Source organism: Streptomyces sp. NPDC107546 (genome assembly GCF_055639175.1).
Genome location: NZ_JBVKBA010000001.1, coordinates 517,331 through 541,288, shown reverse-complemented (window position 1 = coordinate 541,288; position 23,958 = coordinate 517,331). Strand labels below are relative to the sequence as shown.

The following is a 23,958-nucleotide window of genomic DNA, read 5'->3' as shown; positions in this document are numbered from 1 at the left end:
GGCGATCACTCCTGCGGGGTGGTCTCCTCCCGGATGACCTGCTGCGCCACCTTGAACGCACGGTTCGCGGCCGGTACGCCGCAGTAGACCGCGGTCTGGAGCAGCACCTCCCCGATCTCGGCGGGGGTCAGGCCGTTGCGCAGGGCCGCCCGGGTGTGGGCGGCGAGCTCGTCCAGATGGCCGGCCGCGACCAGCGCGCTGAGGGTGACACAGCTGCGGGTGCGCCGGTCGAGGCCGGGCCGGTTCCAGATCTCGCCCCACGCGTAGCGGGTGAGGAACTCCTGGAAGTCGCCGGAGAAGTCGTCCGCGGAGGCCAGGACCCGGTCGACGTGCGCGTCGCCGAGCACCTCGCGGCGGATCTTGATCCCGGTGTCGTACGGATCGGGCGGGGCCGAGGGCTGTGGCGGGGCCGCGGCCGGGGCGATCTCGGCCACGGGGGCCACCGGCGGCGGCGCGACCGGCACCGGCTTCGCCGGGGGCGCCGCGATCGCCGCCATCTGACCGGTGGTCGCGTCGAAGGCGGGCTGCCACGCGGTCGCGAAGTGGTGGACGAGCAGGTCGGTGACCGCCGCGGGCTGTTCCACGGGCACCAGGTGGGAGGCGCCGGGGACGACCGCGAGCCGGGCGTCCGGGATTCCGGCGACCAGGGTGCGTGCCTCGGCGGGTCCGGTGACCTGGTCCTCGGAGCCGACGAGGACCAGGGTGGGCACGCCGATACGGCCCAGCTCGGCCCGTACGTCGAAGGCGGCGAGCGCCTCGCAGGCCGCGATGTAGCAACCGGGGTCGGTGGTGCGGACCATCTGCACGGCCCACTCGGTGATCGCGGGCTGTGCGGCGGCGAACCCTCCGGTGAACCAGCGCTCCGGGGACGTGCGGGCGATCGGGTCCAGTCCGTTCGTCCGGACGATCACACCGCGCTGGCGGAACTCGTCCGCCGTGCCGAAGCGGGGCGAGGCGGCGATCAGCGCGAGCGAGGCGAGGCGCTCGGGGTGGCGCAGGGCCAGTTCGATGCCCACGGCGCCGCCGAGGGCGCAGCCCGCGTAGCCGAAGCGCTGCACACCGAGCGCGTCGAGGGTGGCGAGCAGGCGGGCGGTGAGGTCGGCGACGGCACCCGCCGGGTGGGCGGGTGCGCCGCCGTGACCGGGCAGGTCGAAGCGGAAGACGCGCCACTGCTGGGCGAGCTCCGGAACCTGCCGGTCCCACATGTGCCAGGTGGTGCCCAGTGAGGGACCCAGGATCAGGACCGGAGCGTCTTCTGGCCCGTCAAAGCGGTATTGCAGGGTGTTCGGGGGTGTCTCACTCACGCCCCAGACCCTCTCACGTCTCACGGACGCCCCTATAACGCGGGGGCGCGGGAAACCGGTCTGACCAGGTTGAAGACCTCGCGGGCTGCGTATCGCTTGAGGCATCGGATGATCTCGCGTCGGGTCTTGCCCTCCTGGGTGCGGCGTTCGAAGTACGCCCGGGTGCGAGGGTCGTGGCGCAGGCGGGTGAACACGATGCGGTGGAGGGCCGCGTTCGCCTGGCGGTCGCCGCCGTAGTTGAGCCGGCGCGTGCGCCGCCGGCCAGAGGAGTACTCGATGGGGCTGACTCCGCAAAGGGCAGCAAAGGACGCCTCAGTGTTCAGTCGCTCGGGATTGTCCCCCATGGTGATCAGGAGAGTGACGGCGCTGTCCGGGCCGATGCCCACCGGTACGAGCAGCTGTGGGGCGTGACGTTCGACGAGCCGGGTCAGGCGTTGGTTCAGCTCGTTGATCTGTCCGCTGAGCTGCTCAATGCGCTCGGCGAGCATGCGCAACGTCAAGTGGGTGGCCTGGGTCACCGCGTCCTCGTCTCCCCCACCGCCGAGGCGTGCGCAGGTGCGGAACAGCTCAAGGTTGCCCAGGCTGGACAGCTGTTCCCGAAGTGCGGGGTCGGCGATGACCAGGACGGCTTTGAGCTGGTTGATCGCCTGGGTACGGGCCTTGACTGCAGAGTCCTTGGCGAGCTTGAACAACCGGGCACTGTGCACCGGACCGTCGCCGGACTTGGCCCGAGCCCGGGCGCGGCCACTGAGCACGGCTCGCGCGGCGGCCTGCGCGTCGAGCGGGTCCGACTTCCCCAGCAGCCGGCGGGCTGAGCGGTCAGGCCGGTTCACCTCGTACACCTCGACGTGCTGAGCCAGCAGGTAGCGGGAGAGGCCCGCGCCGAAGGTGCCGGTGCCCTCCACACCGGCACGGCGCACCGTACCCAGCTTGCGGGCCCACACGAGCAGCTGCCGATAGCCGGCCGCCGTCGCGGGAAAGGACTCCGTTCCCAGGATCTTCCCGAGCGGGGAGATCACGGCAGCAACATGCACCTCGCCGTGCGTGTCCACGCCCAGGACGACCTCGCGCCGAACGGGCGGATCCGTGCTCGAGGAGGTGCTGCGCTGTCTGGTCGTCATGGTGGTTCGACTCCGGCGTGGTGACGTGCTGGGTGGATGGCACCGGCCTGCTCGGGCGGTCTGAACCGTGATGGCGCCTGAACTCGGCAAGACCCCTATCGGGACACGCCCTGTGGCTCGGTGGCAGGCAGCGTCCCGCAACGGCAGTCGACAGGTCCGTGACTGGACACTTCGGTCATAGATCTCACGAGTCAGACCCCCGCCCGGGACGGCACTGCACAACCGTCCCATCGATCCCGGTACAGCTGTATGACTCGATCACTGCCGGATGACTTCGGCCGAACCGATGCTCAATCTGACTGAGCGGGCTGACAAAGCGTTGACTCTCGTCCGCTCCTGACCCGTATTGGCAGGGAGACGTCACGCAAGGAGGTGGTGCTGACCGGCTGCGGCTCCACCGGCGCCCAGCGCAACACCGGCCGGTGGTCGCGGCATCTCAGGAGTCAGACTCCGCCGCAGGACAGCACCCACCTACTGTTCTCCGATGGATCAGACCCCGCCGACCATGGACAGACGGGAGGGACATGGGCACCGCTGGTTTCCTGGCTGGTTCACGGTGGCTGAGGCGGCGTACGGCCCCGGTGCAGCCCAGTGCGTTGACGCCTTCTGCGACCGCGGTGCCCTGTTCGCCGAGAGCCAGGTCCGAACCGGCACACACACAGTGAAGGCCCGGTGGATGCCGGGCCTTCACGTTTGAGTAGCGGGGACAGGATTTGAACCTGCGACCTCTGGGTTATGAGCCCAGCGAGCTACCGAGCTGCTCCACCCCGCGTCGGTACGGTGAACTGTACGGCACCGATCGGAATCGACCCAATCGACTTTCGCATGCGCTCGTCGCGCTGGTCGTCATCCGCCTGTGAACAAACAAGCAGACTCGTCGGACGAGCGAGCACCCCCCGGAAGCTCCCCGTCGAGACCGCACACCCACAGTCATGCACATGGCCGCCTGTCCATGCAGCGCCGGAGGAGGACGCCATGCCCACTGCGGCGTCCGAGCGTCGGTTCCGCCCAGGGGGACTCGGTGGTGTCCGGAGGAAGGCCGCCGCATCACCGACGTCTTGCTCGGCAGGATTGATGTCCAGGGTGGTGATCTCGTCGCCGGTTACCTTCACCGCGCACGAAGAGGGTGCTGCGGAACCCGCCACGACGACTCCGTCGGCGTACTGGAAGCGGGCGACGGTCGCGAAGACGGGTCGGGCGTCGCAGACGGTGACGCGGTACCCGAGTAAGCATGCGGCCTGGCTGAAGTCGACGGCGCCGAAGATTGGCATGCGGGGCGGAGCAGCATGTACAAGAACGAGGACTGAGAGCTTCTCGGGGCAGCTGTCAGGGTCCCCTCCGGTATCGATCACGGCGTGCTCGGATTCCCTGAACGTGTGTGTTGCCGCTGATGGTCGAGCACGTCGTGGTCCCGCCATTCCCTCATGTCTTCCGCCTCGAACACGGGGCGCCTACCATCGCAGGTCAGCTGAAGACCGCTGACTCGCCTTCTCTCGCTCCTCTGTCCCTACCCTGCCCCACCAAGCGCCGCATCCCGGAAAACAGCCGACTTGCAGACAGGGCTGCGGCGGATTTCAAGCAGAGGGGATGCCCAGGGACCGCGCCGCCCGTCGCGGAGCAACACGCGGCAACGTGTGTGACGAGCGGCGCGAGCCCGAACCTGTCGCGGTCAGTAGGTGGCGAGGGAGATGGCGGCGTAGTGCGCGGTGAACGCTGCCACGGTCAGGGCATGGAAGACCTCGTGATAGCCGAACCAGCGGGGTGAGGGGTCGGGCCGCTGCAGGGCGTAGACGACCGCGCCCGCGCTGTACAGGAGACCGCCGACAATGATCAGGATGACTACTGCTGCTCCGCCGGTGTGCAGGAAGTCGGGAAGGTAGCTTACCGGCGCCCAGCCCAGGGCCAGGTAGCACGGGGTGTACAGCCAGCGCGGAGCTCCGACCCACAGGACCCGGAACGCGATGCCGGCCAACGCTCCCGTCCAGACGATCCACAGCAGCACGGACCGCTGGTCCGGCCGGAGGAGGAGCACGGCCAGGGGGGTGCAGGTGCCGGCGATGATCAGGAAGATGTTGGCGTGGTCCAGGCGTCGCAGAAGCGCCTCACCGAGCGGTCCCCAGGTGCCACGGTGGTAGATGGCGCTCGTCGCGAACAGCAGCCAGGCGGTGACCGAGTACACGGCGCAGGCCAGGACCGCCTGCTGAGTACCGGCCAGGCAGATGAGTGCGACGCCCGCGATCAGTGCGGCGGGGACCATTCCAGCATGGAGCCAGCCGCGCAACCTCGGCTTGATCGGTTCGGCCAGGTCGGCCACCTGCTCCACCAGAGCAGTAACCGAGTGAGCGCCCTTCCCCGCCTGGCCGCCTGGTGATTCGTCGGGTAGCCCGTCTGCCCGGCGCCCTCCACGCGCTGACACGACGTGACCACATTCGACTTCAGCGGCGTCGCGGGACACAGCTTCTCGTCCTGCCCCGGGCTCCTGGGTGTCACTGGCAACCATGCGGTCATGCTAGGAAACCTCACCCGGACACATGACGGGAGGTCGGTCCAGAACAGAGCCACGTCGCCGGATCTGAGCCGGTTCGCCACCGTGGGAACTCCGGCCCCGCTGGCCTACCGCCAATTGGGCCTGCCGAAGCCGAGTAGAACGGCTGGTCCTGGGAACGATCAGTGCTTACGAACGGGCATCTCCGCTCGCCTACGCGCAAGGATCGCCGATGCTTCCTGAGGTCCGCCCCTACGTATCCACCGCGCTCGCGGACCAGTTGGAACACCAACTGGACCTGGCTCCGCATCTCGAGGCGGGCCAGCTCGATGTGGAGGGCGTCGCCGGCGTCGCAGTGGTCGCAGCCGCCCACTCCGATGGCTATGCGGCCACCGGCCATCTCCTCGGGCTGCTGGCCGCGCTGCCTGCCCCCACCGCTGCAGGAGAGCACTTCTGGTCGGACCTGTGGAGGTCTTCGGGCACCGCGTACCTGCTGCCGGTCAACATCAAGGATGCGGTGCTGCGTTCGCTGGCAGGAGAGGGAACTGCCCTGGCCCGGCAGATCCTCTCGGCCGTCGATGAGATGACCCCGCCCCAGCGCTTCGCGGCCGGGGAGGTGATCGGTCAGGCCCTCGTCGAGTCCGACCATCTGCCCGACCTCAAGACACAGGTCATCGGAGAACTGTGGCTCCGAGATCTCGAGCTCACCGCCTGGCGCGTCCTGCACGCAGACCGCAGGTCGGACGATCCGCCTGGACGGAAAGCCTTCCTCGACGCCTGGACGAGCGTCTGAACGTCGGCTCCTCCGAGCTGCACCGTAGCCGCGCCAGACATGCGGCTCCCGTGGCGACGACGCTTGCAGCGACTGAGGTCAGGAAGGTTCAAGCCGAAGTGGCAGCGGCCCCGGGCTTCCACAGATCAGGGGGCCGCGCAGCCATTGCTGCGCGGCCCCCTGATCCTGCACCGGCCCGGCGCGACAGCAGGCAGGGCCTGCACGGGCGCCGGCCGCCTGACGCGGCGTGCGCAACCTCTCGGCCAGGTCTGCGAGGTCAGACCAGGTTGATGTTCTCGGCCTGCGGGCCCTTCTGGCCCTGGGTGACGTCGAACGTCACGGCCTGGCCCTCCTGGAGCTCACGAAAGCCGGTGGAGTTGATCGCGGAGTAGTGCGCGAAGACATCCGGGCCGCCGCCGTCCTGGGCGATGAAGCCGAAGCCCTTCTCCGCGTTGAACCACTTCACAGTTCCCGTTGCCATGCCCATGCCTTCCAGTCAATGAACGCCTCCCACTCCATGTGGCAGACGGAGGTGATCGTCCTGGTCCCTGCGGCACAGCACAGCAAAACGCCCACACCAAAGGCGTGGGCAGGGAATTCCGAACCACGACAGCTGACGCAGACGCTACACGCCCACGCACCGGGTCACCACAGGAAATGATCACGCCACACACGAGACCGTACGTGCGGTGCCCGCCGACGCTGACGGGCACGCTCATCTCATGCTGCTGCCGTCGGGTTCGCTGATTCGGCGGCCCGGCGGTATTCGGCGTTGAGGCGCTGGGCTTCCTCAAGCTGGTCTTCAAGGATGACGATCCGGCAGGCGGCCTCGATAGGGGTCCCGTGGTCGACGAGTTCCCGGGCGCGGGCGGCAACGCGCAACTGGTAGCGGGAGTAGCGGCGATGTCCGCCTGCGGAGCGCAGCGGGGTAATGAGGCGGTGTTCGCCGATGGCCCGGAGGAAGCCCTGTGTGGTGCCGAGCAGTTCGGCGGCCCGGCCCATGGTGTAGGCGGGGTAGTCGTCGTCATCGAGACGGCCGAACGTGTCGTCTGCTGTCATCGCACCTCTCTGTGGAACGCGTGGAGGGGCCCTGGCGCCGTACTGGCACCAGGGCCCCGAAGGAACTACTACACCATCTGCCGGCCCTGATACTGCACCGGCCCTCTGTTTCCGCAAACCCGACCGAGACGCTGTCGGGGGCGCGGGGATCGCGGTTGCTCGACCGGAGACCACCTCACTATCGATGTCCTGCGGTACCCGGATCCAAGACTTCCACCCGGGCGATCCTGATGGCGCTCGGCTCCTCCGTTCTTCCCTCTTGATCAACTACTCACTTACGGAAACTGCGAACTGCTGGTGGCCTCGAACAGCGCCACTCTTCGGCAGCCAGCCCCGTCGCCCATCCTGCGTCTGCTCTGGCTTGGAACCCCACTGCCGAACTTCCCGGTGCGCGCGTCCGCAGCCGACGCCTTCACCGAGGTACTGCTCACTGACTTCACTGCTGGGTACTGCGAACCTTCACTTACTAGTACTGCCACTGCGGTGCTGCTCATGGCGGCCCCTGATCACTGCGGGCCACCCGGTCCGGTCGTCAGTCCCGTCGCCGTCCTGCAACCGCTCTGGCTTCGGAACTCCACCACCGCACCGTCCTGCGAACTACAACTGCGTACTACTGCCCGGCAGTTCATCTCTGCCGGGCCTCTCTTGATCTCGGCTACGAGAGAAACCATAACCACACCGCCGACGAATGTCTACTTCGGCTGGCATAGATTTCCGTGCACTCGACGATGAGGTAATCCGTCTCGACCAGTCTGCCTCGACCGGTCCACGTACGGTTCAAGCAGCTTCGGGACTCAGTCCGGCGCGCAGGGATCCCCCGCCGCGCAGCACGTCGGGCTGAGCGGGACGTCGCCGACTGCGCCGCGGCTACCGTCGGCGGCACCGGCCAACACTGCGTCTCGTGGAGAACTCCACTGGCCGGGACGGGCGTTTCCAGCCGTGACTCCCCGCAGGTCGGCCGTTGACGAGCGCGGCAGGAGTCCCTGCGCCGCCCTCGACGATCCCGGGATGATCGAGCAGCTCGTGGCGAACCAGCACAGCCTCTGACTCGAGCAGACCGCGGGCTGCGGAGACACGGGCTCACGGCAGCAGGTGCCTGTCATGCGTCGACTGTGGTCCTCCGTACCCTTCAGGCAAGCACTGTGGCTCCGCAGGGTTGGCGGGTGGAGGGCACAGGGGCTGGGTACGCACGGGCAGGGGCATGGACTATTCAGAGACCGTGGTGACCCTGATGATCACGGTGATGGCCAGCGCCGCAGCCGTCCGTTCCACCACAGCCATTGCCGACGCACGCGATACGGCACGGGCCTTCCTCTAAGGTTTGCAGCAGCCGGCCGTGGCCCCTGACGCGGCGGACACTGTGGTCTTGGTCGTGTCCGAGCTCGTCACCAATGCCCTGCGCCACGGCGGGGGCCGCTGCAACTGGAACTGGCTGCGCACCCCGACACCATCGAGGTCGCCGTTCACGATCCCGGCCGGCATGTGCCGCGCATGCGCACGCCTGACCTGAACGGCGGCACCGGGGGCTTCGGCTGGCCCACAGTCACCCGCCTCGCGCGCGCCACGGCGGAAACCCGCCGGGCCTCCGGCGGCAAGACCGTGAGCGCCTTCCTTGCCCGGTAGCGTCACCGCTCAGGCAGCCGGATGGCCGGCGAATATGGTCCGCCTCATGTCGCAGCCTGACAAGTTGCTCGCTGGCGTCGGCACCCCGGGTGGAGTGCGACCAGAGCGATCGGAGTCCCTGACCGTGGTCACCAGTGGCGCTGTCATCACCGGTCGATTGGCTCTCTCGCAGCCACGTGAAGGCAGAGGGTGTCGGATGTGCTGACGGATCCGCCCGCTTGGACGAGTCGCCGCCGTCTTCGACTCCCCAGCGAAGAAGGACGGGCCGCCCACGCGTCTGCACTTCCATGTCGCCCGGATCCTGCAGGGCACCCTGGAGGTCCGGAGACGGGTGGAGGTACCGGGTTGCGATCGAGGACGTCAGCGCCTGGACCGTGGGCGACTTCAGCTGTTCCGGCCACTGAGCGACGGCGACGGGAACCCGCTGCACGCAGTGTGGGCCCGACCGGCGTACCGGTCGGGCCCACACTGCTGCTCAGGCGACGGCTCGCGTCTGTTTACCCGGTCAGACCGTGACGGGGGTGCCGAGCATCGCGGAGGCGTGCTGCACCGGGCTGAGAATGCCCGGGGACGCTGTCTTGGGAACGGCGCGGCAGGTGAAGCCGAGCGCAGTCATGGCCCGCAGGACTTCGGCGGTGCTGAAGTCACGGCGGTCCTGGCGGGTGATGACCTGGCCGACTTGCTTGAGGGGGTAGTGGCGGCGGCCGATGATCACCGATTCTCCGGTGACCGGTTCGGGCTTGATGCCCTTCATCGATTCCAGCACTCCGCCCTTGGTGAGTTCGAAGGGGAAGCGGGCGATGACGCAGCGCATGTGGCCTCACAGAGAGAAGAGGGGAGAACGGCCCGACCGGCGGTGGGTGTTTCAGCGGGAGAGGGTGAGGATGCCCAGGGCGCTGCCTGGCTCGTCGACCACCGGCAGGACACCGAGTCGACGGGTGCGCATCGCGTGCTCGGCTTCGGCCATCGTGGTGACGGGTGAGGCGAACGAACCGTGGTCGTCGAGGAGGTCGCGCAGGCGGACACGGTCGGTGTAGTCGGAGCTGTCACGGACGGCGGCGAGTTCGGTACGGGTGACCAGGCCGGTGCACTGGTCGTCCTGGTCGCAGACGACCAGTCGGACCGTGCGGGCGGCGGCCATGACGGCCAGCGCAACCTCGACGCTCATGTCGTCACAGACCTGCGGTTCGCCCTCGTCCATGCCCTCCACCGCCGTCCTGGGCGCGGGGTCGGTGTCCGCCGGGCGGGGCTGCGTCTGAATCAGCGTCAAAAGGTGCCTCCTGCAGAGTTGGGCCGGCTTCCTGATCGCGAAGGTTCTAGGCCACCGTGTCGAGGACGGGCTGGCGTACGGCGGTGCGCCTGGTCGCCGAGGCGGGGCGGCGGCGGCCTCGGGAGGTGGCGCTGCGCTTGGGGCGTTCGACCACCGGTGCGGTGATGACGACCGGGATGCCGGACGGGGCCTGGGCGCCGGTGATCCGGCTCAGGGCCTCGTCGCCCGAGCGGATCTGGGTGGTCTGCGGCCGGATTCCGGCGTCCGCCATGAGGCGGACCATGCCGCGGCGCTGGTTCGGTGTGACCAGGGTGACGACGCTGCCGGACTCGCCGGCGCGGGCGGTACGGCCGCCGCGGTGGAGGTAGTCCTTGTGGTCGGTCGGCGGATCGACGTTGACGACCAGGTCGAGGTTGTCGACGTGGATGCCGCGCGCCGCGACGTTGGTCGCCACCAGCACGGTGACGTGCCCGGTCTTGAACTGCGCCAGTGTGCGGGTGCGTTGCGGCTGCGACTTGCCGCCGTGCAGCGCGGCGGCGCGTACCCCGCTGTTGAGCAGGTCCTGGGTCAGCCGGTCGACGGCGTGCTTGGTGTCAAGGAACATGATCACGCGGCCGTCGCGGGCGGCGATCTCGGTCGTGGCGGCTTGCTTGTCGGCGCCGTGGACGTGCAGGACGTGGTGCTCCATCGTGGTGACCGCACCGGCCGACGGGTCGACCGAATGCACGACGGGGTCGGTCAGATAGCGGCGCACCAGCAGGTCGACGTTGCGGTCCAGGGTGGCGGAGAAGAGCATGCGCTGCCCCTCCGGGCGCACCTGGTCGAGCAGCGCGGTGACCTGGGGCATGAAGCCCATGTCGGCCATCTGGTCGGCCTCGTCCAGCACGGTGATGGCCACGTGGTTCAGCCGGCAGTCGCCGCGGTCGATGAGGTCCTTGAGCCGGCCCGGTGTCGCGACGACGACCTCGGCTCCGCCGCGCAGCGCGCTGGCCTGACGGCCGATCGACATGCCGCCCACCACCGTGGCCAGCCGCAGCCGCACGGAGCGGGCGTACGGGGTCAGCGCGTCGGTCACCTGCTGTGCCAGCTCACGCGTGGGTACGAGGATCAGCCCCAGCGGCTGGCGGGGCTCGGCACGCTGCCCAGCGGTACGCGCGAGCAGGGCGAGGCCGAAGGCCAGAGTCTTGCCGGAACCGGTGCGGCCGCGCCCCAGGACGTCACGGCCCGCCAGGGAGTTCGGCAGCGTCGCGCCCTGAATCGGGAACGGTGCCGTCACACCCTGCCTGCCGAGTTCGGCCAGCAGCTGCTCAGGCATGTCGAGATCGGCGAAGCCCTCAACGGCGGGCAGTGCCGGGGTGATCGTCCTGGGCAGCGCGAACTCACCTTGCACTGCGGCGGGCCGACGGCCGTAGCCGCCGCCGGAGCGGACGGGCCCGCCGGTACGGCGCGGTGCCTGCGAGCCGTAGCCGCTGCCGCCCCTTCCGGCGTCGGCACGGCCGTCACGGGTGCGGGAGGGGCGGTCGTTCGTGTACGTGCGGTTCATGCGGAACCTTCCTCGATGTGGCACATATCAAGGAATTTTCGCTGCAACGAATGGCACGAAGAATTACAAGTATGGACCGATGGCAAAAGAAAGCAGATCTGGCCGGCGAAGACATCCGTGGGCACAGGTGCTGAAATGGGTGACGCGATGGGGACCTTGTGATCCGGACGTCGGCTGCGGTGCAGCGCTTCAGGATGCGTCCGCTTCCTGAGGGAGGAACCACTTGGGTGGTACTGCGGATTCCTCCGGGGCGTCCCGCGGGCGAAAGCCGCTGTGGGAAACGCATGCAGCTGGGGCCCGCACCCCGAAGGATGCGGGCCCCAGCTACGGATTGCGCGTGAGCGTCAGGCCGGAACGATGTTCTCGGCCGTCGGGCCCTTCTGGCCCTGCGCGATGTCGAAGGTTACCTTCTGACCCTCGAGCAGCTCACGGAAGCCCTGCGCGGCAATGTTCGAGTAGTGGGCGAACACGTCGGCGCCGCCACCGTCCTGCTCGATGAAGCCGAAGCCCTTTTCCGCATTGAACCACTTCACGGTACCAGCAGCCATGTCATATCTCCTTTGGGGCAGTGCCTCGGCGTCCGCACCACGCGGACGCCGTGTCGCCGCGATGATCACCCCGCCCGGAAATGACCGGAAATACAAAAGCGCTCCCGACCGGCAGAAAGCTGGTGGGGCACCTGAAGTTTCGGGAACCACAACTGCAACTGAGATAGACAGTAGCACGCCGGAGCGGCCCGCGTGCGGTGGATAATTCCTCTCTGCTCTTCGCGGCAAAAACTCCCGCTGCCCGGCCCCTCAAAATCTGATCCCTCGGGCACAGATATTGATTCACTCGGAGTTCAACGTCTCAGCAGAGTTGCCGACCGGCACGCTGCGCGACGGCCGGGAAAAGGCTGCCGCCGCCCAGGAAACGCAGCCGCGAGCCGTGGCCGGGGTGGCCAGCTGGCCCGACCATGAGCCCGGGCTTTCCGTGCCCACTGCCGACCACGGCTGGTCAGCGTGTCAGCCTCTCGGGCTCTTCGCCAGCCTCGGCTGGCGAAGAGGCCCATCCCACATGTGTGATTTTCGCTGCCGTGCTGAGGGTGCCTTGCTGTCGCGGCAGGGGGAGGTGTACAGGAAGCCTTGCCTCTGTATGGAGACCAGTGATGACGACCTCTCGCGTGCCGCGGTCCTCGCTTGACGGCATACCTGACGGCGCCGTGATCGCCCGCCGAGCAGGAGAACGCGCAGTTGCGGCACGCCGTCGGTTCCCACGCGACGGTGGACCAGGCCATCGGTGTCCTCACCGCGAGCCACCAGCTCGCGCCGCCCGTCGGGTTCGAGGTGCTGCGGGAGGTGTCCCAGCACACCAATACCAAGCTGCAGACGGTGGCCGAGACGGTGATCGCCTGAGCGCTGGGGCAGCCGCTGCCGGAACGGCGGGGCAGGAGCTGTACGCGGCCGTGCAGCGGTGCTCACGCCGGCGGGATGCCCCAGGCGCGGAAGCCGGGTAGGACGCGGTGGCCGGGCACGGCGCGGGTCAGGCGGTCAGTGCCTGGTCGACGGTGGGATGGCAGCCGATGACCTCGTCCAGGCCGACGATTTCAAGAAGCCGTAGCACCGATTCCTGGGCGCCGGCGATACGCAGCCATCCCTGATCGTCACTCGCGGCCTGGTGTGCGGCGACGAAGACGTTGATGCCGCTGGAGTCCATGAAGGTCACGCCGCTGAGGTCCACCACGGTCCGCAGGGGCGCGGCGCCGTCGTAGGACATGAGGGCCTCGCTGAGCATGTCCTTGACGGCGTGGTCGATCTCGCCATGCACGGTGACCACCCGGATGCCGTCGATGGCGGTGTGGCCGATCGACAGGTGGCCGGGCCGGGCTGCTCTGTGAGTGTCTGTCACCGTTTCCTCGACTGTTCTCGCTGATGGAACCTCAAGGCCCCGGCGCGAACGCCGGTAACCTGCCTCGATGCTACGGCGAACACGTGTGCGGCCCGTTATGCGGTTCTCACGGGGCATGTGAGGCATAGTGCCGGGTACGCGCAGGACGTGTGAAGGGGGAACAAGGGTGGACCCGGCTGTATCAGTCCCCGAGGGGGAGGGCAGCGTAATGCCGGACGTCCCTCAGATACAGGACACCGTCGCGCTGGACGGTGACGGGCACGTGATCGCTGAGGCACGCCACCGGGCAGTGGACTTCCTCACCCGTGTCCAGGCGGAGCACGGCCTGCCGGTGTCCGCTCGCGCGATGGACCTGACCCAGCTGGTGGTAAGCGAGCTGGTCACCAACGCCCGCAAGTACGCCCCTGGCCCCGTGCTGATGGAACTGCGCGTTCACGGCGCCGTGGTGGAAGTTGTCGTGTGGGACAGCGATCCCGTGCTGCCAGTGGCGCGGGCCTCCGATGCGGGCAGGGTCGGGCAGCACGGACTGGAGATCGTCATGGCCGTCGCCCAGGGCTTCGAGGTCCAGCCGGAGCCGGTCGGCAAACGCATCACTGCCCGCATCGCCCTACCTGACGACCCCGGCGGTGACATCACCGGACGCCGCCCCCAGTAACAGCCTGCGCTCACGGTCGACCTCACCGCCTTCCCTGACGATCTGCCGTGAAGCGGGGCGCTACAGGGGCGAATTCAGCGGAGAGCGGTCGAGGTGGGGCACGGTGCCGGCGTCCGGGGTGAGCGCCGCCGACTGGCACCGTCGCGAGCGACGCCGACTTCGCCCCGTATACGCACACTGCCGGCGCCCAGTGCGTCGGGCGGGCCGGTCCCTAGCTGCCCTTGCCGCCCCGTAGCAGAACCGCTTCGGTGAATACCACCAGGCCACAGCCATCAGGCGTTTCGGTGACGGTGTGTCCGAGCTGGATCAGCAGCCCTGCTACTGCGGTCTGCACGATTACTCTCATGCTGTCGTTGCTTGCTGCCCGGCCTGCCTGGTCACGGGCGAGCGCGGTGAACCCGTCCGAGGCCGTCCAGCTGACCAGAGCGCCGGCGGACACCTCAGTCACCCGCAGCCCCGGAACCCCGCTGTCCGCGTCACCCAGCACTTGAAAGCCGGCCTGGACCAGGCAAGAGCTCACCCGGGACACGAGTTCAGCCGGGGCGCACGACACGCCGGTCGCCTGCCCACGAGAAGGGCGATCATGCCACCGAACTGCACAGGCGCCTGTTCGGACGGCGGGCAGGACGCGGCGGCCCCCGGACGACGGCAACCGTCGGGTGAGCCACCGGGTGGCCCGGCCGTTACATGCTGACGGCTCCCGTCCTACGAACAGGGAGGGGAGCCGTCCGGGTGTGTTCGGAGGCGTTATGCCTTCAGCGGGTCATGCGTGACGGTGCGAATGCCGGTTGCCGGTGACGAGGCGGTAGAGGGCGAGCAGGATGACGGAGCCGATGATCGCGGCGATCCAGGTGGAGAGGTGGAAGAACCCGTCGATGGAGTCGACGCCGAAGATGACCTTGCCGAGCCAGCCGCCGAGCAGACCGCCGGCGATGCCGATGAGCATGGTGATGATGATGCCGCCCGGGTCCTTGCCCGGCATCAAAGCCTTGGCGATGGCGCCGGCGAGCAGGCCGATGATGATCCACGCGATGATGCCCATGGTGCCTCTCCACTTCGTCATATAAAGGCTGTGTCAGCTCATCGTCTGCACCAATCTCGCCCGAACAAACGTCTCCTCCGACCCCGACGGTGCCAGGTCCTGACACCATCTCCCACCGTCGGCGCAGCGGCGACGTCAGGCGGCGAACGGTGACCGGCGTGGGCGGTCGGGTGACAAGCGGCGGCTCCGGGGTCTACATCCCCGAAATGGACTCCTCCTGCCAGAAGAAGCCCACCCTGCACGCAGGCAGGCCCGGTCGGCGTCAGCACAGTCGTCACCGGCAGGGCGCCCTCGGCGCACAGCAGGGTCCTCAGTCGAGGCCAACATGCCGCCAGACGCGGTCGGCCGGGAGCCTGCCGACCGCGACAAGGCAGCGTCCTCGGCGGTGACGCGTGGCAGGCTGGCGACCGTCGCCACCGGCAATGCCGTAGCGGTCGCTCCACGCGGTCCGCGCAACATTGGAGGGAACAGGCAGTGCCGCAGGCGCCTCCAAAGGCATTGAGCTTTGCAGAGGTGAAGGCTACATCCTGATTGGGCGCGAAGAGTTCCCGGGTCGGATTCTGCGCGTCGGCCGTAAGACGCGTGTCGCCACCGCGTCCTTGCTTCGGGTGCTCGAGAGAGGAGAGCCGAGTGCAACGGTGCTTACGGCGGACACTGAAACGCACCTACGCGGAAGCCCCGCCGGGCCGCGCCTGCGGGGCTTCTCGTCGCCCTCCGCTCTCACACGCCTATCACCGACTGGATCGACTCCACCGGACCGGAATGCCCTGACCTGGCATTACGCGCTCATCTTGGACTGGCCTGGACGCCCACGGACGGTCTCTACAACCTGTGCCATGTGGTACCCAGTGAGGGACCCAAGATCAGGACGGGAGCCTCTTCTGGCCCGTCAAAGCGGTATTGCAGGGTGTTCGACGGTGTCTCACTCACGCCCCAGACCCTCTCACGTCTCACGACTGCCCCTATAACGAGGGTTGCGGCTGCACAGGTCTGATCAGGTGGAAGACCTCCCGGGCCGCGTAGCGCTTGAGGCTTCGGAGTATCTCGCGCCGGGTCTTGCCCTCTTTGCTGCGGCGTTCGTAGTAGTCCTGGGTGCGCGGGTCGACGCGCAGGCGGGTCTGCACGATCCGGTGCAGGGCTGCGTTAGCTTGCCGGTCGCCGCCGCGGTTGAGGCGACGGTACTGCCGGCTGCCCGAGGAGTGCTCGACCGGCTGACCCCGCACAGCGCCGCGAACGACGCCTCAGTGCCCAGGCGTTCCGGGTCGTCCCCGATCGTGATCAGCAAAGTGACGGCGGTGTCCGGACCGATGCCCACCACCTCGAGCAGCTGCGGAGCGTGCCAAGAACCCCACCCGAACAAACCGAAAGGTCCGCCAAAACCTGACGGACCCTCACGAAAGATCGAGGCCAGAGCTCACCTTCCGCACTCTCAGGTCAAGGCCGTCCCTAGCAGCTCGACGCGATGCGAAGTCGTTCGGGTGCTCACACCGAGTATGCCGAAGATGAGATCACGGCCCATCGTCGCGCCCACCAGCGTATTGACCGGGCCGAACGAGGCCGCCATCGGCGTGACCGCGGTTCCGGCCGCGGCCTTCGCCTCCTGGAGCGACGCGAGGAAGGCCGGGACGTCGGCGGGCCGGATCAGCGGGCCGCTCGATCCCACCCGGAGGCCGCAGCCGCCCGTGATCATCGACACTCCGCGATCCAGACACGCCTGGGCGGACAGTTCCGGCAGCGACGCGGGACGGTCGGCCGCCACGACGAGGAACCCGCCTTCGCGCAGGTGCGGCACCAGCGCCTCGCTGGTCGTGATGGTCTCCATGGCGGTGGTCAGCTCCGCTTCGGGGAGGCGCTCACGCACCCACTCGCCGGCCGCGTCGACCTTTGGCCGTCCGACGTCACGACGCCGGTAGAGGTACTGGCGGTTCAGGTTCTCCAGCGCGACCCGGTCGCCGTCCACGAGCGTGAGTCCGCCCACGCCCGCGCCCACCAGCTCGGCCAGCACCACGCCGCCGATGCCGCCGACGCCGAGGACGGTCACGTGCGCCGCGCGCAGCCGTTCCTGTGCCGCGCCGGCTTCCAGACCCAGGGCCGCGAAGTACTCGACCTGGTTCCGCCAGGCAGACGACTGCCACGAGCGGTCGAACGGTGCGACGACGAGGCGGAGCCGAAGGAGCGTGCGCACGATGGCGTCCATGTTCCTTCCGCTCGGCACCGGGAGGCCGAGCGGGTCGTCGGAGACCGCTTCGAGCCATGCGAACATCGCTTCGGGGCAGCGCCGGACCAGCAGTACCTCGTCAGAGAAGACGCGCAGCTCGTCGCCGTCGCGGGACCAGGTCGCCGCAGGCGAGAGCACGTAGCGGTCGCTTCCGTCAGCCATCCCTGGCCTTCCTCCTTAGCGAGATCACCGTTTGCCGAGGGTCAGGGAGAATCGGCGCTCCAGCTGAACCGGGGGAAGCGCACGGCGTCCATCGACGGCCAGGGCCGGCCCGCCAGTGCCTCGTGCTGCAGCCAGTGGCCCCGGAGCCGCAGCAGCGGCAGGACCGGGCACTGCTCGCGCACCGCTCGCCGCAGCTCGTCGGCCGCGTCCTCGTCGTCCGGGTCCTCGGACAGCCGGCGCAGCAGCGGCGCGAGGACCGGGTCGCGGCGTGCCGGGTCGAGCAGGTCCAGGGCGCCGATCGGATCCTCGAAGAGCGGGCCCCGCAGGGCGAGGAGCAGGTCGAAGGACTGGGCCGAGCCCGAGACGAAGTCGGCGGGTGCCAGCTCGACCTCGACGCCGAGGTTCTCGGTCAGCTGGGCCGCGACCTCTTCGGCCACGTCCAGGTTGGGGTAGTAGTCCCAGTACCCCAGGCGCAGCCGTTCACCGGCGCCGGCGGTGCTGGGTGGTGCTTCGACGTGGTGGTCGGGCGCCGCCGACTCCGCGCCGTTCCAGCACCGGGCGACCAGGCGGTCGTAGCGGAGCGCGCCGAGGAGCCGACGGCGGAACTCCGCGTCGCCCACCGCCGACCGGCCGTCGGGGACTACCTCCAGGCACATCTCGATCGCGGTCGGTGCCGTGTGGAACGCCCGGCTGTCCGCGAAGTCCGGGACGCGGTCGAGCGGAAACGCCGTCGCACACGTCACGTCGACCTCGCCCCGCCGGAACCGCTCCGGGGCACCGTGCGGATCCCGGCGCACGAGCACCCGCACGGGGGGCGTGCCGGCCCTGACGGGTTCGAGCCAGTACTCGTCATCGGTGGTGCGCACGGCACGCTCGTACGCGCCGGAGGACAGCTGTCCGCACGACGAGATCGGAGCGAGGTCGACGCTCTGGAGCAGGCTGGGGAGGTGCGGCACCGGGCGGCGGAGCTCGATGACGAGCGTGTCCTTCGAGGTGCGGACCGCGCGGATATCGAGCAGGAACCGCTGGAGCGACGGCACCGTGAGCGCGGTCCGGATCGCCCGGGCGTGATCGCTCGCACGCACCGGGCTCCCGTCGGAGAAGGACGCGCCCTGCTGGACGCGGTAGTGCTGGCTGAGCCCGTCGTCCGTGACCCAGAGGAGGTCGAGCCGGCTGTGCTGGCTCGCCGAGGCGAACCAGCGGCTCAAGTAGTCGCCTCCCGTGGGTCCGTGCCATCGGATCGGGTCGTCGTCCACCTCGACGACGACGGGGCGCATGGCGCTCATGTGGTCAGGAGGGGGCTGTCGGCCGCCGGCGGAGTCCGCTCGGGGGCGTCCGGCGAGGCGTCGATCCGGGCACACAGTCCCGCCACCGCCGTCGCGACCTCGCGCAGCCGGCCGGGGGCGACCTGGGCGAGGAGGGCTTCGCGTTCCTCGGGCCCGCGCGGCATGAGGGCCTTGAACATCTTGGCCTGCGCCGGAGTCAGGCGGAGAGTCGACACCTCGGCCTCGCTCGCGCGGTACACGACCACGACGGTCGGACGGTCCAGCTCCGGCTCCCAGGTTATCTCCCGCGGGTCGGAGACCATCGCGACGACGTCGAGGTCGAGGTCCGCGGTCAGGAAATGCGGCTTCTCCCTCACGGTGACGGGCCGCCGGTACACGTTGACGAGTTCTTCCTCGACCTCGTCGCCGCGGAACTCCGCGAGCATCGAGTCGTACGTGAACAGCGCCCTGGCGGTTTGCGCGTGCGCGCCGTCCAGCTTCGCCAGAATCTCGTCGAGCGCTTCCTCGACCGGCATGGCGGACCGCTCCAGCAGTGCGTCGATGACTTCCACGTACGTGAGCCCCGCGCCCTGCTTCAGGAAGCGCAGCAGGTGGTAGTAGCGGCGCGTGAAGTACCGCGAAAGGCGCAGCACGTCCTGGTAGTACTCGTATTCCCGGTTTCCGCTGCGGATGAAGCTGAAGCCGGTGAAGATCTCCGCCTCTTCCTTGATGAGCGCGCGGACGTCCGGCGGGAGGAAGGTCCCCATGACGTCGAGTTCGCCCTTGAGCGGTTCGAGTTCGGCCCGGTACTCATCGGTGATCTCGGCACCGGGAAGCGGCTGGAGCACGCTGAGGTCGCTGTTGACGGCCCCGTAGGCGATCGCGTCGAACACGACCTCCAGGGACTTCTCGAGGTCTTCGGCGGCTTCCTCCGGGTAACCGACGATCGTGTTCGTCTCGAACTGGATGCCGACTTCCTGGGCGGACCGGAAGAACTCGTAGGTCCGCTTCGTCGAGGGCATCTTCAGCATGGACTTGAGGATCTTCTCCGATCCCGCGTCCGTGCCGCAGAAGATGTTGAAGCACCCCGCATCGGCCATACGCCGCAGAAGGGACGGATTGACGTTGTCCGGCCGGACCGCGCAGCCCCACTCGAAGATGTCGTTGTGCTCGGCGAAATAGGACACGAACTCGTCGAGATACGTGCGCTTGTTGGCGAAATTGTCGTGCAGGAAGTTGAACTGGGTGACCCCGTAGGTGCGGTGCAGGAACCGCAGCTCGTCGAGGATGACCGCGGGGTCCTTGATCCGGAAGTCGCGGTCCCAGAACGTCGACGTCATGCAGAACTTGCACGAATAGGTGCACCCGGAGCCAATGTGCACATCGAAGATGTGCGGGGTCGAGAGCCGGATGTAGTCGCCCATCGGGACGGCGTCGTACGCGGGCATCGGCACGAGGTTCAGGTTCGTGGTCGGCTGCGGCCCGCTGGACGCGACCTGGCCGTTCCTGCACGACCAGAAGCCGCGCACCTCGGCGGGGTCGGTCCCGTCGGCGAGGGCGTCCGCGAGAGCGGTGATCGCGAGCTCTCCCTCGCCGCGGCACACGAAGTCGACGCAGTCGGCGAAGCGCGGGAGGGCGTCGGGGAAGACACCGAACGTCCCGGGTCCACCGAGCACCACCGTGACATCGGGCCGGAGCAGCTTGACCCGGCGCCCGATGAGAAGGCACGACGGGAGGGTGTCCGCGAGGCAGGTGAGGCCGAGCACGTCGGGATCGGCGGCGAGCAGACGCTCGCAGGTCTGGTCGAGCCAGTCGGCGTCACCGGGCTCGAAGGCACCGATCCGGTGCTCGTACTCCAGGTCGACGACGACGGTGGGGTGGCCATGCGCCATCAGGGGTGAGGCAATGCAGAGAAGTCCGAGAGGGACGAAGAACGGGGAATTGACGTCGGAATTGATCAGGGGCCGGCCCAGCGTCACGCGAGCATTCCGCGTGGACGACCGGACCGACACCTGGCCCTCCCCAGCGAACGAGAGGGCCAGTCGTTTCGGAGTCGCCATCAGATGCGATCAGCAGCGCCGCGCGACGATGGCGCCCAGGGTGGCCGATGACAGGGAGATGAGCTCCACGTCATCGACGAGGTCAAACCCTTCGCCATCGGTGAAAAGCACCATGTCCGGCTCCGCCTCGGTCATCGCGATCACCGGACGCTCCTGCAGTTCCTGCGTCATCGTTTTCCTTTCTTCACCTCAACTGGCACCAACATCCCCATCCCATACAGACCTTGAGGTCCTGTCAATGGTGAGTGCACACATGGTCCGGCGCGGCATCCGATCCCGGTTCCCGCCGGCGAACGGAGGGACCGCCGCCGGCCGATCAATTCCGCTTATTCCCCGGCCGTCGGCGCTGCAGGCCACGAATGCCCTGGCCAGGACCCTTGTCGCGCCGGAGCGTGGCGGAGCACCTAGTCGCTCCGGATGGAGGGCATTCCGCGGCGCGGGAACCGCTGACGGCCCGAGCGGTTTGGGCGATTTCGCATGGCTGAAATCCCTTCAGGCACGTGCCCCGATCTCCGCCGGCCGACAGATGCAGCGCCTTCCTGCCTCTTGTAGGGCTTGATCAATTCTGGGTAGGGTGCTTCGGGTCCGGAACGGTGCCAAACGGAGAGGTCAACGTTCGACGGTGCCTGCCTTCAGCGGGCAAGGGCCGGGTATGGCCGGTTTTCCACCCTGTGGCGCAAAAAGATCGAGCACCGGAATCCGCAGGCCGCGGAAGCCGATTCGGCGATCACACCATTCAGCGGGCATCGGCCCCGATTGTTCATGTGTCTTCCGTTATGGGACATTCGGAACGGAGCTAGGATTGTGACGTCTTCGCAGGCCAACGTTCCCGATCTGGAATCCACGGCAATCCCGTACTTTCCGATGCCCCGGGCGTCCGGTTGTCCGCTGGATCCGGCACCCGAGCTCGCCGAGCTGCAGGAGCGGGCGCCGCTGGTCCGGGTCCGGCTGTGGGACGGCAGCACTCCGTGGCTGGTGACGCGGCACGCGGAGCAGTGCGCGCTGCTGTCGGACCGCCGGGTTAGCGCGGACTGGATGCAGCCGGGCTACCCGTTCCACACCCAGTTCCTGCGCGACCACCACGGCGAAGGCCAGTTCCTGACCGCCATGGAGGGCCCCGAGCACCTCCGGCTGCGCCGGATGATCGCCCGGCCGTTCACCCCTCGCATGGTCGAGAAGCTGCGGCCCACGATCCAGCAGGTCGTCGACGACCGCATCGACGCCCTGCTGGCCGGCCCGAAGCCGGCGGACTTCGTGTCGGAGTTCGCCCTGCCGATCCCGTCCAGGGTCATCTGCCATGTGCTCGGCGTCCCCTACCAGCACCACGACTTCTTCCATCACGCCATCAGGGCGGTGACCGAGAGCGACGTCCCGGCCGACGTCGCGAGCAAGTCCGAGCGCGAGCTGTACCACTACCTGGCCAAGCTGATCGGCCGCAAGCTCGCCCACCCCGATGACGGCCTGCTGTCCCAGCTCGCCACCGAACGGCTGGCCACCGGCCAGCTGAACCGGCACGAACTGGTGATGCTGGTTCTGTTCCTGCTGATCTCGGGGCACGAGACCACAGCCAGCATGGTCGCGCTGGGCACGCTGGCCCTGCTGCTCCATCCCGACCAGATCGCCGTGCTGAAGGATGCCGACGAACCCGGGGTCGCCGCGGCCGTCGACGAGCTGCTGCGGTACCTGACCACTGTCCAGCCCGGCCGTCGCCGCGTGGCCGTGGAGGACATCGAGCTCGCCGGGCAGCTGATTCGCGCTGGCGAGGGCCTGATCCTCCCGGAGGAGATCGGCAACCGCGACGAAAGCGTGTTCCCCGGCGCCGGGGCGCTGGATCTGCGCCGCGACGCCAGCCAGCATCTCGCCTTCGGGTTCGGTGTGCACAAGTGCACCGGCCAACCGCTGGCCCGCCTGGAGCTCCAGGTCGTGTTCGCCGCCTTGTTCCGGCGCATTCCGACACTGGCCTTGGCCGTCGACCTCGGCGACCTCCCGTTCATGGACGACGGGCTCGGGTACGGCCTCAAGGAAATGCCGGTGAGCTGGTAAGTGAACGAGGTCGAACCGGTGGCGGGAGGCGGAGTGGAGTTGTCGCAGGTCGGGCACATCCGGCCGGAGCAGGAGCCGAGTCCGCCAGTGGTGGTGGAGGACGTCCTTGATCACCAGAGTCGCCAGGGGGAGCCCGCAGCATGACCAGCACCACGGAGGCCCCTGGCGGGTCGGCAGCAGTCGACGATGCAGTACGAAGCGTCACGCGCCCGTTCTACGTGTACGCCGTGCTCGCCAACTCGCTGTTCCAGCGTGGCGTATTCGTCCTCTTCCTTCAGCAGCGAGGCTTCTCCGCCGGGCAAGTGGCCCTCCTTCAGACCCTGATCTACCTGGTCGGCGGACTTGCGGAGTTGCCGACGGGAGTCATCGCCGACCGAATCGGTAGGCGTGCCAGCGTCGTGATCGGCCAGATGCTGGTAGCTGGATGTCTGCTCGGCCAGGGGACGTTCTCCAACTACTGGGTGTTCCTGGCGCTGTTCATCGGGCAGGGCGTGGGCATGGCATGTGTGTCCGGTTCGGACCGCGCCCTGCTGTACGACCTGCTCGTGCGTCGTGGTGCAACGGCCAGCTACGTCAAGATCAATTCCCGGTTCACCATGCTCGGGACGGTCACCTCGGGAGTCGCCATCGTCCTCGGCGGCCAACTGCAGCGGATCTCCTGGGGAGTCGTCTACGTCGGTTCGGCGTCGTGTCTCGTCCTGGCCGTGGTGGTGCTGATGTCACGGGTGCCCGAGATCCGCGGTGCGGACGCGGTAGACGAGCAGGGCGGAGCCGAGAAGCACCACGGCGACGCCACAGCATGGCGGGCGATGCTTCGGGTCGCCACGCCGGCGCTCGTGACGCTTGTCGTGGTGTCCGGATTGATGCATGCGACTTTGACGCCGTACATCATTTTTACGCAGAAGACCCTCTCCGATCAGGGAGCGGGCACCGCATTGGTCAGCGTGGTCATATCGGCGGGATTCTTCGTCGGCGGACTCACTCCCTTGCTGTCGGACCGCGCGAACCGGCGCATCGGGTATCGGGTCATCGTCCCGGTGTCTCTCCTGACGCTCGCCGTGGCGCTCGGCCTGAGCGGCCTCGGCCTTGTCTGGGTCACCATCGCCGCGTTCCTCGTCCTGGTCGGAATTCCCGAGATCACCGCCGTGCTCGTGGACAACGTGTTCCACGAGGCAGTGCCGTCGCGCCACCGGGCGAGCCTGCTGTCGATGATCGCATTCGTGGAGTCGGCGCTCATCGGCACCGGCTATCTCGTCCTCGGCGCGCTCATGGACGGGTTGGGCTCCAGTGTGGGCATGGCCACCTACGCCGCGGTCCCCCTGCTGGCATGTCTCCTGTGGCTCCCGGTGCTCTTCCGACGGGCACGGGTGACCACCGAGATCGAGAAGCCCGCCGACCAAAAGGCATCCTGAAACAGACCGTCTCGATCAACGCCCCTTATCGATGAGG

General features: G+C 68.3%; 21 protein-coding genes, 1 tRNA gene and 4 pseudogenes. 7 read left to right on the top strand and 19 right to left on the bottom strand.

What is annotated here, in order from left to right:
* Positions 1–5: 5 nt before the first annotated feature.
* The 4 genes from pcaDC to trhA all read right to left on the bottom strand — a co-directional run bounded on the left by pcaDC (position 6) and on the right by trhA (position 4,748).
* The gene (gene pcaDC / locus ACZ7L1_RS02375; RefSeq protein ID WP_471433449.1) at positions 6–1,304 is read right to left on the bottom strand and encodes a bifunctional 3-oxoadipate enol-lactonase/4-carboxymuconolactone decarboxylase PcaDC; all 1,299 of its coding nucleotides are present in this window, start codon (positions 1,302–1,304) and stop codon (positions 6–8) included.
* Positions 1,305–1,336: 32 nt separating this feature from the next.
* Positions 1,337–2,425: an IS110 family RNA-guided transposase gene (locus ACZ7L1_RS02370; protein ID WP_471433448.1), complete on the bottom strand. Its 1,089-nt coding sequence runs from the start codon at positions 2,423–2,425 to the stop codon at positions 1,337–1,339.
* A gap of 698 nt (positions 2,426–3,123) precedes the next feature.
* Positions 3,124–3,197 (bottom strand) — tRNA-Met (locus ACZ7L1_RS02365).
* 897 nt (positions 3,198–4,094) lie between these two features.
* Entirely contained in the window at positions 4,095–4,748 is a 654-nt protein-coding gene (gene trhA, locus ACZ7L1_RS02360; RefSeq protein WP_471433446.1) for a PAQR family membrane homeostasis protein TrhA, read from the bottom strand.
* A gap of 394 nt (positions 4,749–5,142) precedes the next feature.
* Here trhA and ACZ7L1_RS02355 point away from each other — a divergent pair, with 394 nt between their 5' ends.
* Positions 5,143–5,703: a hypothetical protein gene (locus tag ACZ7L1_RS02355; protein WP_471433445.1), complete on the top strand. Its 561-nt coding sequence runs from the start codon at positions 5,143–5,145 to the stop codon at positions 5,701–5,703.
* 256 nt (positions 5,704–5,959) lie between these two features.
* On the opposite strand, the gene ACZ7L1_RS02350 is transcribed toward ACZ7L1_RS02355, so the two are convergent.
* Together ACZ7L1_RS02350 and ACZ7L1_RS02345 are read right to left on the bottom strand one after the other, a co-directional pair.
* On the bottom strand, positions 5,960–6,163 hold the full coding sequence (locus ACZ7L1_RS02350; RefSeq protein WP_055495910.1) for a cold-shock protein: 204 nt from the start codon (positions 6,161–6,163) through the stop codon (positions 5,960–5,962).
* A 239-nt stretch (positions 6,164–6,402) separates the two neighbouring features.
* The gene (locus tag ACZ7L1_RS02345) at positions 6,403–6,741 is read right to left on the bottom strand and encodes a MerR family transcriptional regulator (protein ID WP_102909439.1); all 339 of its coding nucleotides are present in this window, start codon (positions 6,739–6,741) and stop codon (positions 6,403–6,405) included.
* A gap of 1,231 nt (positions 6,742–7,972) precedes the next feature.
* On the opposite strand from ACZ7L1_RS02345, the pseudogene ACZ7L1_RS02340 reads away from it, so the two are divergent.
* Positions 7,973–8,364: pseudogene (locus tag ACZ7L1_RS02340) on the top strand (ATP-binding protein).
* 46 nt (positions 8,365–8,410) lie between these two features.
* Positions 8,411–8,768 (top strand): annotated as a pseudogene (locus tag ACZ7L1_RS02335) (hypothetical protein).
* 101 nt (positions 8,769–8,869) lie between these two features.
* On the opposite strand, the gene ACZ7L1_RS02330 reads toward ACZ7L1_RS02335, so the two are convergent.
* From ACZ7L1_RS02330 to ACZ7L1_RS02315, 4 genes are all read right to left on the bottom strand, one after another.
* Complete coding sequence (locus ACZ7L1_RS02330; protein ID WP_471433443.1) at positions 8,870–9,178, bottom strand: SCO5918 family protein; 309 nt, start codon at positions 9,176–9,178, stop codon at positions 8,870–8,872.
* 51 nt (positions 9,179–9,229) lie between these two features.
* Positions 9,230–9,634: a CBS domain-containing protein gene (locus ACZ7L1_RS02325; protein WP_471433441.1), complete on the bottom strand. Its 405-nt coding sequence runs from the start codon at positions 9,632–9,634 to the stop codon at positions 9,230–9,232.
* Between the two features lie 46 nt (positions 9,635–9,680).
* Positions 9,681–11,177 (bottom strand): DEAD/DEAH box helicase, encoded by a 1,497-nt coding sequence (locus tag ACZ7L1_RS02320; protein WP_471433439.1) that lies wholly within the window; start codon positions 11,175–11,177, stop codon positions 9,681–9,683.
* 344 nt (positions 11,178–11,521) lie between these two features.
* Positions 11,522–11,725 (bottom strand): cold-shock protein, encoded by a 204-nt coding sequence (locus tag ACZ7L1_RS02315; RefSeq protein WP_023586116.1) that lies wholly within the window; start codon positions 11,723–11,725, stop codon positions 11,522–11,524.
* 684 nt (positions 11,726–12,409) lie between these two features.
* On the opposite strand from ACZ7L1_RS02315, the gene ACZ7L1_RS02310 reads away from it, so the two are divergent.
* Positions 12,410–12,571, top strand: a complete 162-nt coding sequence (locus tag ACZ7L1_RS02310; RefSeq protein WP_471433438.1) for an ANTAR domain-containing protein — start codon at positions 12,410–12,412, stop codon at positions 12,569–12,571.
* A gap of 127 nt (positions 12,572–12,698) precedes the next feature.
* On the opposite strand, the gene ACZ7L1_RS02305 is transcribed toward ACZ7L1_RS02310, so the two are convergent.
* Entirely contained in the window at positions 12,699–13,064 is a 366-nt protein-coding gene (locus ACZ7L1_RS02305) for an STAS domain-containing protein (RefSeq protein ID WP_471433437.1), read from the bottom strand.
* A gap of 208 nt (positions 13,065–13,272) precedes the next feature.
* Here ACZ7L1_RS02305 and ACZ7L1_RS02300 point away from each other — a divergent pair, with 208 nt between their 5' ends.
* Entirely contained in the window at positions 13,273–13,719 is a 447-nt protein-coding gene (locus tag ACZ7L1_RS02300) for an ATP-binding protein (RefSeq protein WP_471433435.1), read from the top strand.
* 211 nt (positions 13,720–13,930) lie between these two features.
* Here ACZ7L1_RS02300 and ACZ7L1_RS02295 read toward each other — a convergent pair whose 3' ends face one another.
* The 8 genes and pseudogenes from ACZ7L1_RS02295 to ACZ7L1_RS02260 form a co-directional block, all read right to left on the bottom strand.
* The gene (locus tag ACZ7L1_RS02295) at positions 13,931–14,248 is read right to left on the bottom strand and encodes a hypothetical protein (protein WP_471433433.1); all 318 of its coding nucleotides are present in this window, start codon (positions 14,246–14,248) and stop codon (positions 13,931–13,933) included.
* Positions 14,249–14,482: 234 nt separating this feature from the next.
* Entirely contained in the window at positions 14,483–14,761 is a 279-nt protein-coding gene (locus ACZ7L1_RS02290) for a GlsB/YeaQ/YmgE family stress response membrane protein (RefSeq protein WP_123545136.1), read from the bottom strand.
* An 831-nt stretch (positions 14,762–15,592) separates the two neighbouring features.
* Positions 15,593–15,727, bottom strand: a pseudogene (locus ACZ7L1_RS02285) (bifunctional 3-oxoadipate enol-lactonase/4-carboxymuconolactone decarboxylase PcaDC); the annotation flags it as partial.
* A pseudogene (locus ACZ7L1_RS02280) lies at positions 15,724–16,097 on the bottom strand (transposase); the annotation flags it as partial. The pseudogenes ACZ7L1_RS02285 and ACZ7L1_RS02280, both read right to left, overlap by 4 nt.
* A gap of 93 nt (positions 16,098–16,190) precedes the next feature.
* Positions 16,191–17,141: a ThiF family adenylyltransferase gene (locus tag ACZ7L1_RS02275; protein WP_471433431.1), complete on the bottom strand. Its 951-nt coding sequence runs from the start codon at positions 17,139–17,141 to the stop codon at positions 16,191–16,193.
* Between the two features lie 41 nt (positions 17,142–17,182).
* Positions 17,183–18,427, bottom strand: a complete 1,245-nt coding sequence (locus ACZ7L1_RS02270) for a hypothetical protein (RefSeq protein WP_471433430.1) — start codon at positions 18,425–18,427, stop codon at positions 17,183–17,185.
* Positions 18,424–20,466: a B12-binding domain-containing radical SAM protein gene (locus tag ACZ7L1_RS02265; protein WP_471433428.1), complete on the bottom strand. Its 2,043-nt coding sequence runs from the start codon at positions 20,464–20,466 to the stop codon at positions 18,424–18,426. The genes ACZ7L1_RS02270 and ACZ7L1_RS02265 overlap by 4 nt, the downstream gene beginning before the upstream one ends.
* Positions 20,467–20,475: 9 nt before the next feature.
* On the bottom strand, positions 20,476–20,637 hold the full coding sequence (locus ACZ7L1_RS02260) for a hypothetical protein (RefSeq protein ID WP_158707494.1): 162 nt from the start codon (positions 20,635–20,637) through the stop codon (positions 20,476–20,478).
* 633 nt (positions 20,638–21,270) lie between these two features.
* On the opposite strand from ACZ7L1_RS02260, the gene ACZ7L1_RS02255 reads away from it, so the two are divergent.
* Both ACZ7L1_RS02255 and ACZ7L1_RS02250 read left to right on the top strand, forming a co-directional pair.
* Positions 21,271–22,509: a cytochrome P450 gene (locus ACZ7L1_RS02255; RefSeq protein ID WP_471433426.1), complete on the top strand. Its 1,239-nt coding sequence runs from the start codon at positions 21,271–21,273 to the stop codon at positions 22,507–22,509.
* A 140-nt stretch (positions 22,510–22,649) separates the two neighbouring features.
* On the top strand, positions 22,650–23,921 hold the full coding sequence (locus tag ACZ7L1_RS02250) for an MFS transporter (protein WP_471433424.1): 1,272 nt from the start codon (positions 22,650–22,652) through the stop codon (positions 23,919–23,921).
* The last annotated feature ends 37 nt before the right edge of the window (positions 23,922–23,958 follow it).